The organism is Pseudomonas sp. GW456-12-1-14-TSB6 (assembly GCF_059424205.1).
Window position 1 is genome coordinate 24,156 of sequence record NZ_JBWKZE010000044.1, and the last position, 15,591, is coordinate 39,746.

Annotated in this window: 16 protein-coding genes; 12 read left to right on the forward strand and 4 right to left on the reverse strand. The window is 60.8% G+C overall.

Annotated features, from left to right (window positions below):
• Nucleotides 1-63 precede the first annotated feature (63 nt).
• The 7 genes from AC07Y2_RS27005 (at nt 64) to AC07Y2_RS27035 (ending at nt 9,258) form a co-directional block, all read left to right on the forward strand.
• Entirely contained in the window at nt 64-969 is a 906-nt protein-coding gene (locus AC07Y2_RS27005; RefSeq protein ID WP_256587092.1) for an NAD(P)-dependent oxidoreductase, read from the forward strand.
• A gap of 232 nt (nt 970-1,201) precedes the next feature.
• Nucleotides 1,202-2,359 (forward strand): acyl-CoA dehydrogenase family protein, encoded by a 1,158-nt coding sequence (locus AC07Y2_RS27010; RefSeq protein ID WP_103387301.1) that lies wholly within the window; start codon nt 1,202-1,204, stop codon nt 2,357-2,359.
• A 135-nt stretch (nt 2,360-2,494) separates the two neighbouring features.
• On the forward strand, nt 2,495-3,595 hold the full coding sequence (locus AC07Y2_RS27015) for an efflux RND transporter periplasmic adaptor subunit (protein ID WP_103387302.1): 1,101 nt from the start codon (nt 2,495-2,497) through the stop codon (nt 3,593-3,595).
• Nucleotides 3,592-6,669 (forward strand): MexW/MexI family multidrug efflux RND transporter permease subunit, encoded by a 3,078-nt coding sequence (locus AC07Y2_RS27020; RefSeq protein ID WP_011332346.1) that lies wholly within the window; start codon nt 3,592-3,594, stop codon nt 6,667-6,669. The genes AC07Y2_RS27015 and AC07Y2_RS27020 overlap by 4 nt, the downstream gene beginning before the upstream one ends.
• Nucleotides 6,670-6,678: 9 nt before the next feature.
• Entirely contained in the window at nt 6,679-8,130 is a 1,452-nt protein-coding gene (locus tag AC07Y2_RS27025; RefSeq protein ID WP_103387303.1) for an efflux transporter outer membrane subunit, read from the forward strand.
• 130 nt (nt 8,131-8,260) lie between these two features.
• Entirely contained in the window at nt 8,261-8,626 is a 366-nt protein-coding gene (locus tag AC07Y2_RS27030) for an ArsR/SmtB family transcription factor (protein ID WP_074691998.1), read from the forward strand.
• A gap of 74 nt (nt 8,627-8,700) precedes the next feature.
• Entirely contained in the window at nt 8,701-9,258 is a 558-nt protein-coding gene (locus AC07Y2_RS27035) for a chorismate--pyruvate lyase family protein (protein ID WP_103387304.1), read from the forward strand.
• Nucleotides 9,259-9,310: 52 nt separating this feature from the next.
• Here AC07Y2_RS27035 and AC07Y2_RS27040 read toward each other — a convergent pair whose 3' ends face one another.
• From AC07Y2_RS27040 to AC07Y2_RS27050, 3 genes are all read right to left on the reverse strand, one after another.
• Nucleotides 9,311-9,586: a helix-turn-helix domain-containing protein gene (locus AC07Y2_RS27040; RefSeq protein ID WP_007953837.1), complete on the reverse strand. Its 276-nt coding sequence runs from the start codon at nt 9,584-9,586 to the stop codon at nt 9,311-9,313.
• 59 nt (nt 9,587-9,645) lie between these two features.
• Complete coding sequence (locus tag AC07Y2_RS27045) at nt 9,646-10,155, reverse strand: flavin reductase (protein ID WP_007953834.1); 510 nt, start codon at nt 10,153-10,155, stop codon at nt 9,646-9,648.
• A gap of 172 nt (nt 10,156-10,327) precedes the next feature.
• Nucleotides 10,328-11,209: a LysR family transcriptional regulator gene (locus AC07Y2_RS27050; RefSeq protein WP_103387305.1), complete on the reverse strand. Its 882-nt coding sequence runs from the start codon at nt 11,207-11,209 to the stop codon at nt 10,328-10,330.
• A 142-nt stretch (nt 11,210-11,351) separates the two neighbouring features.
• On the opposite strand from AC07Y2_RS27050, the gene AC07Y2_RS27055 reads away from it, so the two are divergent.
• Nucleotides 11,352-12,116 (forward strand): sulfite exporter TauE/SafE family protein, encoded by a 765-nt coding sequence (locus AC07Y2_RS27055; protein ID WP_103387306.1) that lies wholly within the window; start codon nt 11,352-11,354, stop codon nt 12,114-12,116.
• Here AC07Y2_RS27055 and AC07Y2_RS27060 read toward each other — a convergent pair.
• Nucleotides 12,106-12,420, reverse strand: a complete 315-nt coding sequence (locus AC07Y2_RS27060) for a putative quinol monooxygenase (protein WP_039772913.1) — start codon at nt 12,418-12,420, stop codon at nt 12,106-12,108. The genes AC07Y2_RS27055 and AC07Y2_RS27060 overlap by 11 nt on opposite strands.
• 203 nt (nt 12,421-12,623) lie before the next feature.
• On the opposite strand from AC07Y2_RS27060, the gene mdaB reads away from it, so the two are divergent.
• The 4 genes from mdaB to AC07Y2_RS27080 form a co-directional block, all read left to right on the forward strand.
• Complete coding sequence (gene mdaB / locus AC07Y2_RS27065; RefSeq protein WP_039772912.1) at nt 12,624-13,214, forward strand: NADPH:quinone oxidoreductase MdaB; 591 nt, start codon at nt 12,624-12,626, stop codon at nt 13,212-13,214.
• Nucleotides 13,215-13,274: 60 nt separating this feature from the next.
• On the forward strand, nt 13,275-14,186 hold the full coding sequence (locus AC07Y2_RS27070) for a LysR family transcriptional regulator (RefSeq protein ID WP_039772910.1): 912 nt from the start codon (nt 13,275-13,277) through the stop codon (nt 14,184-14,186).
• Nucleotides 14,187-14,289: 103 nt separating this feature from the next.
• Nucleotides 14,290-15,183: an NAD-dependent epimerase/dehydratase family protein gene (locus AC07Y2_RS27075; protein WP_103387307.1), complete on the forward strand. Its 894-nt coding sequence runs from the start codon at nt 14,290-14,292 to the stop codon at nt 15,181-15,183.
• Between the two features lie 250 nt (nt 15,184-15,433).
• Nucleotides 15,434-15,591 (forward strand): GntP family permease (locus tag AC07Y2_RS27080; protein WP_218278198.1); only part of this gene is annotated, 158 nt, incomplete at its 3' end.

The following is a 15,591-nucleotide window of genomic DNA, read 5'->3' on the forward strand; positions in this document are numbered from 1 at the left end:
CGGCACTTGAAATGTACGCCTGTACACGTACAATCGCAATTCTGCATCATCGTCTGAACGGCTTTGAACACCTCATCGAGAGAGGAGCGCGACATGGAACTGGGATTTATCGGTCTGGGCACGATGGGCGCACCGATGGTGCTGAACCTGCTGAAAGCCGGGCATCGGGTCCGCGTGTGGAATCGTTCGACGGCACCGCTGGAAGCACTGGCCAAGGCCGGCGCCGAAGCTGTCGAGACACCGGCGCTGGCGGCGCAGGCCGAGGTGCTGATTTCCATGCTCGGCGATGACACGGCGATCCGCTCGGTGTTCTTCGACGCCAAGGCGCTGGACGGTCTGCAGGCCGGCAGCGTGCACGTCAACATGTCCACGGTGTCCGTGGCGCTGGCCAAAGAACTGGCGGCCGTGCATGAAGCGCGTGGCGTCGGTTACGTGTCGGCACCGGTGCTGGGGCGGGTCGATGTGGCGGCTGCCGGCAATCTGAACATTCTCGCCTCCGGGCCCGTCGAAGCACTGGCTCGGGTACAGCCGTTGTTCGATGTGCTGGGGCGCAAGACCTGGACGCTCGGCGACACGGCCGAGGTGGCCTGCGCTGCCAAACTGTCGGCCAACCTGATGATCGCCTCGGCAATCGAATCCATGGCCGAAGCCTCGACCCTGGCCGGCGGCTATGGCATCAGTCGCGAGGCGTTCATCGAGATGATCACCTCGACCCTGTTTGCCGTGCCGGTCTATCAGGGCTACGGCAAGCTGATGGTCGATGAAACATTCGAGCCGGCGGGTTTCAAATTGTCGCTCGGTCTCAAGGACGTGCGCCTGGCGCTGGAAGCCGGTGAAGCGGCGCAGGTACCGCTGCCGTTTGCCAGCGTGTTGAAGGACAACCTGCTGGACGGCATGGCCCATGGTCAGGCCGATCAGGACTGGGCTTCACTGGCGAAAGTCAGTGACCGGCGCGCCGGCGTGAAGTAATCCAAAAGTTTCAAGCAACGTAACTTGTGCGCAAGTTACGTTGGCCTTTTGCGCCTTGCGTTATTGTCGGACAGTGATTGCTCTTTTATTGGGAAATGAAAGAAGTCTGATAATAGTGCTTGTAAAATGTACGACTGTAGACGTACATTTTTATCGGGGTTTAACAACAATAAAAAGTTCTGTCTGTTTTTTTCGTCTGCTGATCGTAAATAAATAATAGCTAGGAGCCGTTATGAAAAATCTAATGCAATGGAACAGCCTTCCCTCCGAATCCAATGAATGGCTCGAGAAGGTGCGTGCACTGAATCCGCTGATTATTCAGCACCGCGATTACAGCGAGCAGACCAATGCGACGCACAAGGATGTGATGTCCCGATTCTTCAAGGAAGGTTTTGGCCGCACCTCGGTATCCAAGGCGTTCGGCGGGTCCCAGGTCGATATCCAGACCACCTCGGCCCTGCTGCTGGAATTCGCCCGGTTTGACGCCTCGCTGTCCTGGCAGCTGGCGGTGCAAGTGGCGATGGGGCGCCTGTCGGACTACCTGCCGGAAGCCACTTCCGAAGCGATCTACAACCACTGCGACGGTTTCGTGATCGGCGCCATCCACTCCGGTGGCGAAGCGCTGCCGATGGGCGACGAGTACCTGCTGAGCGGCAAATGGGCGTTCGCCAGCGGCTCGGCCCACGCCGACTGGCTGGTCTGCACCGCCACCGTCAAAGGCACCGAAAACAACACTAATCCGGAAGTGCGGATGTTCTTCGTGCCCGCCAGCCAATGCACCATCCTGCCGACCTGGGACACCCTGGGCATGCGCGGCACCGGCAGCCATCACTTCCAGTGCTCCAACGTGATCGTCCACAAGTCATTCTCGCTGGATGTCGAAACCCTCAAGCAATCCCCCGAAGCGCGCAGCTCCCGGGCCTACGCCACCGGTTACTACGAGTTCGGCACCCTGGCGGCGATGTCCACCGTGCTGGGCGTGGCCCGGGCTGCGGTCGATCACTTCCGCAATGACCGCGCCGTGAACACCGACCCGGGCCTGGAAGGGGTGATCTTCGAGAAGACCGGTCGCGCCATCTCCTCGGTGCATACCGCGCAACTGCTGCTGGAAGATGCGATCCATCAGGTGATCAACCGGGGTGAAACCATCGGCGAACCGGTCAGCGCCCGCGTCGGCCTGGCAGCCTCGGTGCTTACCGAGAACTCGGTCAATGCGGTCAACCAGATCTACTCGATGGCCGGTTCCAAAGCCGTCTACAAGTCGCACTTCCTGGAGCGTTGCTTCCGCGATATTCACACCGGCTCGAAGCACTTCACGTTGTCGCCTTTGAACTTGCACGGTATCGGCAAGTATTACCTGGATAAAACCAACGTACTGGCCGCGGCGTAACAGCGGATTAATAAAGCGGGCGCGTTTACAAGTGAAAGTTCACAGGGATCGATAACGCGCCCGTCTTTAGTTGCACCTTTATTTTCTTAAAACTCAAACTTTTGTGCTCGCAGCAAAGAGTCAAGGGAGTGCCACATGCTTGCTCGAAACATTATCAAGTCGCTGATCTTTATTGTTCTTGTGGTGGTGTTGTCCGGTGCACTGGGCTGGCGTTTCTGGTCGCCGCCACCGGCGGCGGCCGAGCAACGGATCCCCAGCACCCGGGTCGGTCTGGCCGTGGTCAAAAAGCAGCCTTACACCTACTACCTCGAGGCCATCGGCAAACTCGAAGCCCAGCGTCAGGTGCTGGTGTCGGCTGAAGTCAGCGGCAAAGTGGTGGATATCGATTTCGAGTCCGGCGATGAAGTGAAGGCGGGGCAAGTGCTGCTCAAGCTCAACGACGCGCCGGAGCAAGGCGAACTGGTGCGCCTGAAAGGCGAGTACGAATCGGCCAAAGCGCAGTTCGCCCGGGTCCAGGAGCTGGCCAAGACCGGCGCCGAAAGTCGTCGCGCCTTCGACAGTGCCCGCGCCCAATACGACGCGGCCAAAGGCGACATGGAGCGCATGCAGGCGCAGATCGCTCAACGGCATATCCGCGCGCCGTTCGCCGGCACTCTCGGCATTCGCCAGGCGCACCTGGGCCAATACCTGCAGGCCGGCAGCGCGGTGGCAACCCTGACCGATCCGGGCGTGCTGCGCGTCAACTTCACCCTCGCCGAGCGCGATGGCTCGCAAGTGCAACTGGGCCAGACCGTGCAGGCCAAGGTCGATGCCTGGGGTGATGTGACCTTCGCCGGCAAGATCGTCGCGGTCGATCCGCAGATCAATCAGTCCCACACCATCAACGTTCAAGCGGTCATCACCGACACGCAAAAACGCCTGCGTCCCGGCATGTACGCACGGGTCTCGGTGACCCTGCCGCAGACCGCCGAGCTGCTGATTCCGGAAACCGCGATCACCTACAACGCCTACGGCGAGAGCGTGTTCTCGGTCTACACCGACGAGGCCGGGGTGCAGAAGGTCAAGCGTGAAAGCATCAAGGTCGGCGAGCGCCGCGATGGCTGGGCGGTGGTCGACAAGGGCCTGACCGAAGGCGTGCAGGTGGTGACGTCCGGCCAGCTCAAACTCCACGACGGCGTGGCGGTGGAAGGTGTCCCGGACACGATTGCTCTTAAACTCAGTGGGCTGGAAAAATGAATTTCACCGACCTCTTTCTTCGCCGCCCGGTGCTGGCCGTGGTGGTCAGCACGCTGATCCTGCTGTTCGGGGTGCGTGCGCTGATGAACCTGCCGATCCGCCAGTACCCGATGCTGGAAACGTCGACCATCACGGTCACGACCCAATATCCCGGCGCCTCTTCGGAACTGATGCAAGGCTTCGTCACGCAACCGATCAGCCAGGCCGTGGCCTCGGTCGAGGGCATCGACTATCTGTCGTCAGCCTCGACCCAGGGCCGCAGCCAGGTGACGATCCGCATGGCACTCAACAGTGACTCCATCGCGGCGCTTACCGAGGTCATGGCCAAGGTCAACCAGATCAAATACCGCCTGCCGAAGGACGCCTACGACCCGGTGGTGGAGCGCACTTCCGGCGGTTTCACCAGCGTGGCCTACGTCGCGTTTGCCAGTTCCAACCTGACCATTCCGGAGATGTCGGATTACATCTCCCGCGTCGTCGAACCGATGTTCGCCGGCATCGAAGGCGTGGCCAAGATCAACATCATGGGCGAGCAGAAATTGTCCATGCGCCTGTGGCTCGACCCGCAGCGTCTGGCCGGTTACGGCATGACCGGGCAGGACGTTTCGGCGGCCATCGAGGGCAACAACTTTCAGGCTGCTCCGGGTCAGGTCAAAGGCCTGTACGTGGTCAGCAACCTGCGGGTCAACACCGACCTAAACAGCGTCGAAGACTTCCGCGACATGGTGCTGCGCAACGACAACGGCCACATCATCCGTGTGCGTGACGTCGGCACCGTGGAGCTGAACGCCGCCTCCACCGACACCAGTGGCGCGATGAGCGATGTGCCGGCGCTGTTCCTCGGCCTGGACGCGGCGCCGACCGGCAACCCGCTGGTTATCGTCAAACGTGTGCGTGAATTGCTGCCGCAGATTCAGGAAACCCTGCCACCGGGCGTGACCGTGCAGATCCCGTTCGAAGTGGCGCACTTCATTCAGTCGTCGATCGACGAGGTGAGCTACACCTTGCTCGAAGCGCTGGTGATCGTGGTGCTGGTGATTTACCTGTGCCTGGGCACGTTCCGCACCGTGCTGATTCCGCTGGTGACGATTCCGCTGTCGATGCTCGGCGCGGCGATGCTGATGCAGATGTTCGGCTTCAGCCTCAACCTGCTGACCTTGCTGGCGATGGTTTTGGCCATCGGGCTGGTGGTTGACGACGCCATCGTCGTGGTGGAGAACGTCCACCGTCACATCGAAGAGGGCAAGAGCCCGTTCGAAGCGGCGCTGATCGGCGCGCGCGAAGTGGCGGGTCCGGTGGTGGCGATGACCTTCACCCTGGCGGCGGTGTACGCGCCAATTGGTTTGATGGGCGGCCTCACCGGCACGCTGTTCAAGGAATTCGCACTGACCCTGGCCGGTGCCGTGGTGATTTCCGGCATCGTCGCGCTGACCCTGTCGCCGATCATGAGTACCCGTCTGCTGGACGCGAAAACCAGCGAAGGTTTCATGGCGGTCAAGGCAGATCGATTCTTCCAGTACCTGTCCCGTCGTTATGGCGCGCTGCTCGGCGGTTCGCTGGCGCGGCGCTGGATCAGTCTGAGCGTGGCGCTGGTGATCTTCTTCAGCTTGCCGTTCCTCTATCGCTCGGCGCAGACCGAACTGGCGCCGCTGGAAGACCAGAACATCCTGCTGACCGCGATCAAGGCGCCGCAGCACGCCAACCTGAACTACCTCGAAGCCTACGCTCACGAGCTGTACAAGACCTTCAACGAAATCCCCGAGGGTTACAGCAACTGGGTGGCGAACGGTTCCGACGGTCTGTCCAACAGCGTCGGCGGGATCAACCTGGTGGACTGGGAAAAGCGCGGCCGCGATGCCAACACCATCCAGCCCGACTTGCAGGCGCGGGTGAACCAGATCGAAGGCACGAGCATTTTCGTGTTCCAGATGCCGCCGTTGCCGGGCTCTACCGGTGGTCTGCCGGTGCAGATGGTGATCCGCAGCGATCAGGAATACCTGGCGCTGTACAACGTGATGGATCAGCTCAAGCAGGCGGCGCAAGCCAGCGGTCTGTTCGCAGTGGTCGACAGTGATCTGGACTTCAACAACCCGGTGGTGGAAATCCAGGTTGACCGGGCCAAGGCCAACGCCCTGGGCATCCGCATGCAGGACATCGGCGAAACGCTGAACAGCCTGATCGGTGAGAAGTACGTCAACCGGTTCTCGTTCCATGGTCGCTCCTACGACGTGATCCCGCAGTCGGTGTCGGCGGATCGCCTGACTCCGGAAACCCTGAAGCTGTATTACGTGAAGGATCAGAAGGGCAATCCGGTGCCGCTGTCGACACTGGCCACCCTGAGCGTCAAGGTCGAACCGAATCGCCTGACCCAGTTCAACCAGCAGAACTCCGCCACGTTTCAGGCCATTCCGGCGCCGGGCGTGACGTTGGGTGATGCGGTGGGTTTCCTGCAAAAACAATCGGAAGGTTTCCCCGCCGGCTTCAGTTTCGACTGGCAGTCCGACGCCCGCCAATACGTGCAGGAAGGCAACAGCCTGGCGTTCACCTTCGGCCTGGCCCTGGTGATCATCTATCTGGTGCTGAGCGTGCAATACGAGAGCTTCCGCGACCCGTTCATCATCCTGATCAGCGTGCCGCTGTCGATCTGCGGGGCCTTGGTGCCGCTGGCGCTGGGCATGACTTCGATGAACATCTACACCCAGATCGGCCTGATCACGTTGATCGGTCTGATCAGTAAGCACGGGATTCTTATGGTCGCGTTCGCCAACGAGTTGCAGCGCCAGCAAGGCATGGACCGCGTGCAAGCCATTCAGCATGCCGCGCAGGTGCGTCTGCGGCCGATCCTGATGACCACCGCAGCGATGGTGGTCGGCCTCGCGCCGCTGTTGTTCGCCAGCGGTGCCGGCGCCAACAGCCGCTTCGGCCTGGGCCTGGTGATTGTGGTGGGGATGCTGATCGGCACCTTGTTCACCCTGTTCATTCTGCCGTCGGTGTACACGCTGCTCAGTTCGATCAAGCAACCGAGCCACGCACCCGAAGCCGAACCGGCCGGTGTGCCGCAACCCATCCTGTGAGGACGTGACATGCATTCGATTACACGTTTGATGCTGGCGCCGCTGGCGGCGTCCATCCTGTTGGCGGCGGGTTGTGTGAACTACGCCGGGATCGATCATCAGGGCAAATTGCTGGCGGTCGGCGATGCGCCGTCCGACAGCCTGAAAGACAAACTGCCGCCGGCCCAATGGCCGCGTGCGGACTGGTGGACATCGCTGGGAGACCCACGTCTGGGTGCTCTTATCGAAGAGGCTTACGCCAGCAACCCGGACTTGCAGGAAGTCGCTGCCCGGGTGGCCAAGGCCAACGCATTTCTCGACCTGCGCGATGCCGAGCGTTATCCGGAAATGGACGCATCGGCGGGTGTCACTCGCGGTCGACTGTCGCGCTTCGAGGACTACAGCGGCGAGGGCCACAAGTACTTCACCGCACGCAATCTGGCGGTCAATTTCGGCTATACCTTCGACCTCTGGGGCGGCCAGCGTGCCGCGTGGGAATCGGCGCTGAACAGCGCACGAGCGGCGGAAGTCGATCTGCAATCGTCGCGGCTGATTCTGGCGGTCAACGTGGTCAAGGCTTACAACCAGTTGGCGTATGCGTGGCAGGTCTCGGAGCTCAATCAACGGGATCTGGAGCGCCTGAGCAAACTGGTGGACCTGACGGATTCACGTTACGGCTCGGGCCTCGACAACCTGTCGCAACTCAAGCAGGTGCAGAGCCTCAAGGCGCGTTCGGAATCGACGTTGATCGGCGCCAACGAAGACATCGAAATCGCCCGTCTTCAACTGTCGGCGCTGATCGGCAAGGGCGTTGACCGTGCGCACACGCTTGATCGGCCATCGAATCTGCAAGCCAGTGTGGTGGCCTTGCCGGCGCAGTTGCCAGCCCAGTTGTTGGGCCGTCGTCCGGACATCGTCGCCGCACGCTGGCGCGTGGAGGCCGAGACTAAAAACGTCGAGGCGGTGAAGACCACGTTCTACCCGAACATCAATCTGGTGGCAGCGGCCGGGTCCCATGCATTGACCGGTGATGCGCTGTTCGCCGGGGTCAGCAAGTTCTGGAACGTGGCGCCGACGGTGTCGCTGCCGATCTTCGATGCCGGGCGCCTGCGCTCGGATCTCAAGGCCGGCAATGCCGAACTCGACAGCTCCATCGCGCAGTACAACCGGGTGCTGAATTCGGCCCTGCACGAGGTGGCGATTTCGGTGACGCAGTTGCGTTCGTTCGAGCAGCAGATCGTCGTGCAGCGCGATGCCTGTGCGATTGCCCAGTCGTCTTACGATCTGTCGCAGTCGCGCTACAAGGCCGGGGAGGACACGTTCCTCGATGCGCTTAACATCGAGCAACAATTGATTCAGGACGAAATGCGTCTGGCCTTCCTCAACAGCAAGCACATCGACAGCTCGGTTTCGTTGATGGCAGCGCTGGGCGGCGGGTTCCAGGCGCCTGCGCTGGAGACCGCGCAGAGCAGCGATTTGTAGTTGTTTTGCGGGACGCCGCCTCCGGGGCGGCTGTCGCGGGGGAAAAACATCTTGTGTATAGTCTTACTGTTCTCGTATAGACGAATACAAGACGGATTTTTCCCGCCTATATCATCAAGGGTACCTACCTATGAACGTCCCGAATCATCCCAATCAGGATCAGATCCTTCTGGAAAATGTGCTGTCCGCATTGGGAAGCCCGCTGCGCCTGACCGTGTTGAAAGTATTGGCCGATGGCCAGGAACATCCATGCGGCCGGATCCTCAAGGGTGCATCGAAGTCGACCATGACCCACCACTGGCGGGTTCTGCGTGACAGCGGTCTGATTTGGCAGCGCCCTTACGGTCGGGAAAACCTGCTGTCCCTGCGTCGTGAAGACATGGACGTGCGTTTTCCGGGCCTGCTCGACTCGCTGCTGTCGGCGGTCAAGACCGATGAACAGACCATCAGCGTCATCAGCAAACACGAAGTGACCGAAGAAAACGGAGCCGAGTGACAGACACCGCCGGTGAAGGGTTGGCCTTCCACGGCAACCAACAATTCACCATCACCAGGAAGGTGTGAGCGGGTATGGATACAAGTCATTACTGGTCATCGCGACCGCTGTCGGAATTGACCGGCTCCGAGCATCACTGGCTGTTTTTGCCCGGGGCCTTGACCCCGCGCCTGAAAGCCATGGGCGACTATTCAATCGAAGTCGTCGAGCAGTCCCATGGCCCGCTCAATCCTGAAGAAGCGCAAGCGCTGAACGTGCCGCCAAACACCATTGGCTGGGTGCGTGAGGTGGTGATGAAGCTCGATGGCGAGGCATGTGTCACCGCGCGCAGCCTGACCAGCGTGTCGGCGCTGAATGGCGACTGGGCGGAGCTGAACGGCTACGGCCGTCGACCGCTGGCGGAGATTCTCTACACTTCGGAGCAGACCCTGCGCGAACCCTTCCAATGTGCCTTGCTGCCGCCCGGTGCGCCGTTGGCCGCGCTGTCCTATCGCTACGCGCCGCAAGCCGAACGTCTGTTGGCCCGGCGTTCGCGTTTCACCCGCAATGGCTCGGCGCTGCTGGTCAGCGAATGCTTTTTGCCGGCGTTCTGGGCACGGGTTGAATACGCTCAGGCGCTCAAGTCGGCCTGATGAAAAAAAACCTGCGGGAGTGAAATCCCGCAGGTTTTTTTTCGCCGGTTTTTCAGAGCCGGATCACCGCTTCGATCTGCTTGATGGCCGGCGTCAGCGCTTGCGCCAGTTGCTCGGCTTTCGAGGTCGGGCGCATGGTTCTCGACGAGCGCAGAAACAACGGATCATCGAAGCGCTTGCGCAGGCGTGCCAGCGATCCGCTGATGGCGGGTTGTTTGACGTGCAGGCGCTCGGCGGTGCGGGACACGCTGCGTTCGCGGAACAGCACCAGGAAAATGATGATCAGGTTCAGGTCGATATCCGCGAAGTTGTCTTCATTGAATAGCATGGTTACATCCCTGTCATGACCCGCCGGCCGGCGTCAGCCGAGGCCGGCGGGTGTCTGGATCACTGCTCGGGTGCCAGGCGCAGTTCGTCGTTCAGACGGTAGTAACTGCGGTTGAAATAGACCAGGCCTTCCGTGGCCTCGCTGTGTTGCTGCAGTTCGAGGATTTCACAGTAGAAGATGCTGTGAGTGCCGACCTCGTCGACCTTGCTGACCCGGCAATCGAGGCTGACCAGCGCCTCTTCGATCACCGGCGAACCGGTCTTGAGGGTCTGGCAGTTCACGCTGGAAAAACGCTCCTGCATGCTCAACTGCCGATTGGCGAATGCGCCGGAGGTCGACTGGTGGTCGCCAGTCAGCACGTTCACGCACAGCACGCCATTGGTCTTGAAATGCTCGTGATTGGACGACGAGCGATTGACGCACACCAGCAGCGTCGGCGGTGAATCCGTCACGCTGCACACCGCCGAGGCGGTAAAGCCGAAACGCCCCGCAGGGCCATCGGTCGTGACGATGGTGACGGCACTCCCCAGCATCGCCATTGCATTACGAAACTCCGTTGAATCAACCATCGCGTCACCTCATTCCATGTAGGTTTAATGGAGCCGATCCGTTCTTCCTTGTCCGTTGTCGTTGTGCGAAAACGGGTATCGGGCAACACGTTCGCTCTGGCGATATAGTACGTATGTATACGTACCTTGCAAGCTATTCCTTGTGCTTAATTTGCCGAAGAAAAAAACATGTTTACGGGAGTACCAAGGCTTGCAACAAGGCTGTGGCATAGGGCGGCAACGCGGCGATGTCGCGGGCACACAGCAACAGTTTGCGCCTGGCCCAGCCTTCATTCATCGGCAAGGTCTTGAAGGCTTGCGGCGCAGCGCGCTGAACCGCCGCCAGCGGCACGATGCCCAGACCGGCACCTCGGGCCACCATGCGCATCACGCCGTCGAAACCATCAGCACGGATGCGGATCTGCATCCGCGAGCCGCTGTGCAGCGCCTGCTCTTCCAGGTAAATCGCCAAAGCGCTGTCGGCCTGCAGCCCGACAAAGTCATGGCGCAGAGCGTCGCTGAAACTGACTTCAGTTGCGTCAGACAGTGAATGTTCCAAAGGCAGAATCAGCACCAGCGGATCATCGCGAAAGGCTCGGGTCTGCAAGTCGGTGGTGTCGATCGCGTCGGACACAATGCCCAGATCTGCCGCGCCCTGACGCAAGGCGTGGGTGATGCGGGCGCTGGGCAGTTCCTGCAGATCGATGTCGAGGTTTGGGTGCTCGCGCAGGAAATCCGCCAGCACCTCCGGCAGGTATTCGCTGAGTGCCGTGGTGTTGCACAGCAGACGCACCTGGCCTTTGACGCCGCGCGCGTACTCGGCCAGATCCTGTTGCAGGCGTTCGGCCTGTTGCAGCAACACCCGCGCATGTTGCGCCAGGGCTTTGCCGGCCGGCGTCGGCGTGACACCACGGCGCCCGCGCTCAAGAAGCTCGGTGCCCAGCGACGCTTCCATCGCCCGGATCCGCGCACTGGCCGCCGCCAGCGAAAGATGACTGCGCGCGGCGCCAGCGGTGATGTTGCCGCTGTCGAGAATGTGCAGGAAAAGGCGCAGGTCGGTGAGGTCGAAGTGCATGGGGCAGCCTCAATATCAGTGGTATCGGTCCCGACGAAGAGGCCAGTGGCCGCAAAAAAATCTACTAGCCTCAGGCAGAGCGAGAGGCTGCCTCAGTGTATGACAGATTTTCAGTTCACCCGCGCAGGCGCACAGTATCGCCATGAACGCACTCGCAGATTTCTATCAAAACCTCGGTCTGGCCGTGTCGTTGCTGGTGATCGTGACTTTCGTCGTCGCCGGCATGATCAAGGGCGTGATCGGTCTTGGCCTGCCTACCGTCGCCATGGGGCTGCTCGGTCTGGCTATGGCACCGTCGCAGGCTGCGGCGTTGCTGATCATTCCGGCAACCCTCACCAACGTCTGGCAACTGGCGTTCGGCGGACATTTGCAGGGGCTGGTGAAACGGCTGTGGCCGATGCTGCTGGCGATCTTCCTCGGTACGGCCGTAGGCACCTTGTGGATCGGCATGGCCGGCGGGCATTGGGTGGTGCGCGGGCTCGGCGCGGCGCTGCTGCTCTATGCGTTGAGCGGATTGTTCCTGCCGACGCTGAGTGTCAGTCGCCGCCATGAACCATGGCTCGGCCCGCTGTGTGGCGTGATCACCGGCGTCATCACTTCGGCGACGGGGGTGTTCGTGATTCCCGCCGTCCCGTACATGCAGGCCCTTGGCTTGAGCCGCGATGAACTGGTCCAGGCGCTGGGCCTGTCCTTCACCGTATCGACCCTGGCATTGGCCGGCGGATTGCTTTGGCGCGGGTCGCTCGGCGGCGCGGAACTGAGTGCTTCGCTGCTGGCCCTGATCCCCGCTGTCCTCGGCATGTGGCTCGGCCAATGGCTGCGCCAGCGCATCAGTGCCGTGCTGTTCAGACGGGTGTTTTTCATCGGTCTGGGCGCGCTCGGCGCCCATCTGCTGATCAGCGGCTAGCGGACGACGGGCTGAGCATTTCAATCGGGCGGATATCGAAATCCCGCTCCAGATACTCCATGCGCTGGGCGAGAAACTGCTGCATGTGCGGCAGGTTCGAGTGCACGTCCAGATGCGCCTGGCTTTCCCAGATCTCGTAGAAGATGAACAGGCTCGGGTCTTCCTTGTCGCGCAGCATGTGGTACTCGATGCAGCCAGGTTCGGCGCGGCTCGGTTCGACGTAGGCACGGAAAAACGCTTCGAAAGCCTCGGCTTTTTCCGGGCGGGTCTTGGCGTGCAGGATGAAACCCTGGCGTTCGCTCATCGCAAAAAACTCCATTCAGATTCAGATGGCGGCCAATCCTACGGCAACAATCGGCAATCGATTCGTGCGTTTTACTCAAATGAATTTTGCGCAATCGGTGCTTATTCCGCGCGAGGCGGATCGCTAATCTGCCGCCATTCAATTTTTCCCCTTCTCCATCCAGCGCTCTGCGCTGCGTATCGGAATCCGATCGAGGCTCTCCCATGAAAAAAGTGCTGTTGCTCAATGGCGGTAAAAAATTCGCCCACTCCGACGGTCGCTACAACACCACCCTGCACGAAGCGGCGTTGAGCGTGCTGGATCGCGGCGGTCTCGACGTCAAGACCACCTTCATCGACGAGGGTTACGACGTCGCTGAAGAGGTCGCCAAATTCCTCTGGGCCGACGTGATCATTTATCAGATGCCGGGCTGGTGGATGGGCGCACCGTGGACCGTGAAAAAGTACATCGACGAAGTCTTCACCGAAGGCCACGGCAGCCTCTACGCCAGCGACGGTCGCACCCGTTCGGATTCTTCGCAGAAGTACGGCAGCGGCGGTCTGATCCACGGCAAGCAGTACATGCTGTCGCTGACCTGGAACGCACCGCAGCAGGCGTTCGATGATCCGACCGACTTCTTCGAAGCCAAAGGCGTGGACGCGGTGTACTTCCCGTTCCACAAAGCCAACCAGTTCCTCGGCATGACCGGCCTGCCGACCTTCCTCTGCGTGGACGTGATGAAACGCCCGAACATCGAAGCGGATGTGGCGCGTTACGAGCAGCATCTGAGCGAGGTGTTTGGCCTCAAGGCCTGACGCTCGGCTACTATCGAAGGCCTGAGCTTGCGCAGCAGGCCTTTCGATTCGAGGACACCCGTGAAAGCCAGATCCGATGAGTTGCAGATTTTCGTCTGCGTGATCGAATGCGGTTCGATCTCCGCCGCCGCCGAGCAGGTCGGACAGACGCCGTCGGCCGTCAGCCGCACGCTGTCGCGGCTGGAAGCCAAGCTCGACACCACGCTGATCAACCGCACCACTCGGCGCATGGACCTGACCGAGGAGGGCAAGTACTTCTTCGAACAGGCCAAGCTGATCCTCGACCAGATGGACCAGCTCGAAGAGCGCCTGTCTTCGCGCCAGCAGACGCCATCAGGGCGACTGCGGATCAACGCCGCGTCGCCGTTCATGCTCCACGCCGTCGTGCCGTACATCGACGAATTCCGCCGGCTGTACCCGGACATCCAGCTCGAACTCAACAGCAATGACCTGATCATTGACCTGCTGGAACAAAGCACCGACGTTGCTATCCGCATCGGCACCCTCGCCGATTCGACGTTGCATGCCCGCTCGCTGGGTTGCAGTCCGCTTTTGATCGTCGCCAGTCCCGCGTATCTGGAAAAACATGGCGCACCGCTCCAGGTGGCCGATCTCAGCGAACACACCTTGCTTGGCTTCACCCAGAACGAAGGTCTCAACCAGTGGCCGCTGCGTTACGTGCACGGCGACCGCTGGCCGATCACTCCGGCGATCAGCGCCTCCAGCGGCGAGACGGTTCGGCATCTGGCGCTGGAAGGCCAGGGCATTGCCTGCCTCTCGCATTTCATGACCATCGACGACATTCGCGCAGGGCGCCTCAAGGTGTTGCTGGCGGAATTCAACAGCGGTTATCGCCAGCCGATCAACGCGGTGTACTACCGCAACTCGCAATTGGCGCTGCGCATCCAGTGCTTCCTCGACTTCATCCAGAGCAAACTGGCGGCTTACGCCAGCGCCGATTTCAAGGGCTGATTCGTGATCCCTGCGCAACAGTGATTTGGTTGGGGGCGGGTTTTTCCACCGGGCTCGCCGGTCGATACTCGCTCCATCACTTACTCACGCAGGGAGTTTCTCCATGAACGTATTCGTCACCGGCGCTGCCGGTTTTATCGGCGGTTCCATCGCCACCGGTCTGGTCCAGGCCGGCCACACCGTCACCGGTCTGGTGCGCAGCGCCGAACAAGCCAATGAGCTGAAAGCGCTGGGCATCACCCCGGTGATCGGCACCCTCGACGACAACGCGCTACTGGCCGAACAAGCCCGCGCCGCCGATGCCGTGATCAACGCCGCCAGCAGCGACCATCGCGGCGCCGTCGAAGCCTTGCTCGACGCCCTGCGCGGCTCGAACAAAGTGTTCCTGCACACCAGCGGTTCGAGCATCGTCGGCGATGCGTCCGGCGGCAAATCCAGCGACGTCATCTACTTCGAAGACAACCTTCCGGAGCCGACCGTCGACAAGGCTGCACGCGTGGCTATCGACAATCTGATCCTCGCCGCCGCGCAGGACGGCGTGAACTCGGCCGTCATCTGCAATACCCTGATTTACGGCCACAGCCTGGGCGTCAACCGCGACAGCGTGCAACTGCCGCGCCTGCTGAAACAGGCACGTAAAAGCGGCGTGGTGCGTCACGTCGGCACCGGCCAGAACATCTGGTCCAACGTGCACATCGAAGACGTGGTGGCGCTGTACCTGCTGGCCTTGACCAAAAACGTCCCGGGCACCTTCTACTTCGTCGAAAGCGGCGAAGCGTCATTCATCGACATGACCACCGCCATGGCCGAAGCCCTGAATCTGGGCCAGACACAAGACTGGCCACTGAAAGATGCCGAAGCCGAGTGGGGCTACGAAATGGCCAACTACGGCCTCGGCTCCAACAGCCGCGTACGCGGCAAACACGCCCGCGAGCTGCTGGGCTGGACGCCGAAGCGCACGTCGGTGGTTGAATGGATTCGTAACGAAATGGTGTGAGTCCACGCTGAAAAAGGTGACGTTCCCGAGACCGGTGGAAGCAAGCTTGCTTGTTTTCACCGGTTTTTTTGTGCCCGAGGATTATGAAAATCCCACCCCGCGATTTTCATTATTCGCGACAAGACATATCCAAAAACGACAACCCTTATCCCTCCACGAAAATTACTTTCACTTGGTTTGAAAACTCGATCTCGAAATGATTTATGAGTTTCACAACCCATTCGAACGTGACCCTTTCGAGGAGTACCGCATGACACCGTCCTTCGGCTATTGGCTGCTGGTGTACGCCGCCGTTGCCATCATCGCCCTGATCGTTCTGATCGCCCGTTACCGGCTCAATCCGTTCATTGTCATCACCCTGATTTCCATCGGCCTGGCGCTGGTGGCGGGGATGCCGCCGTCCGGGGT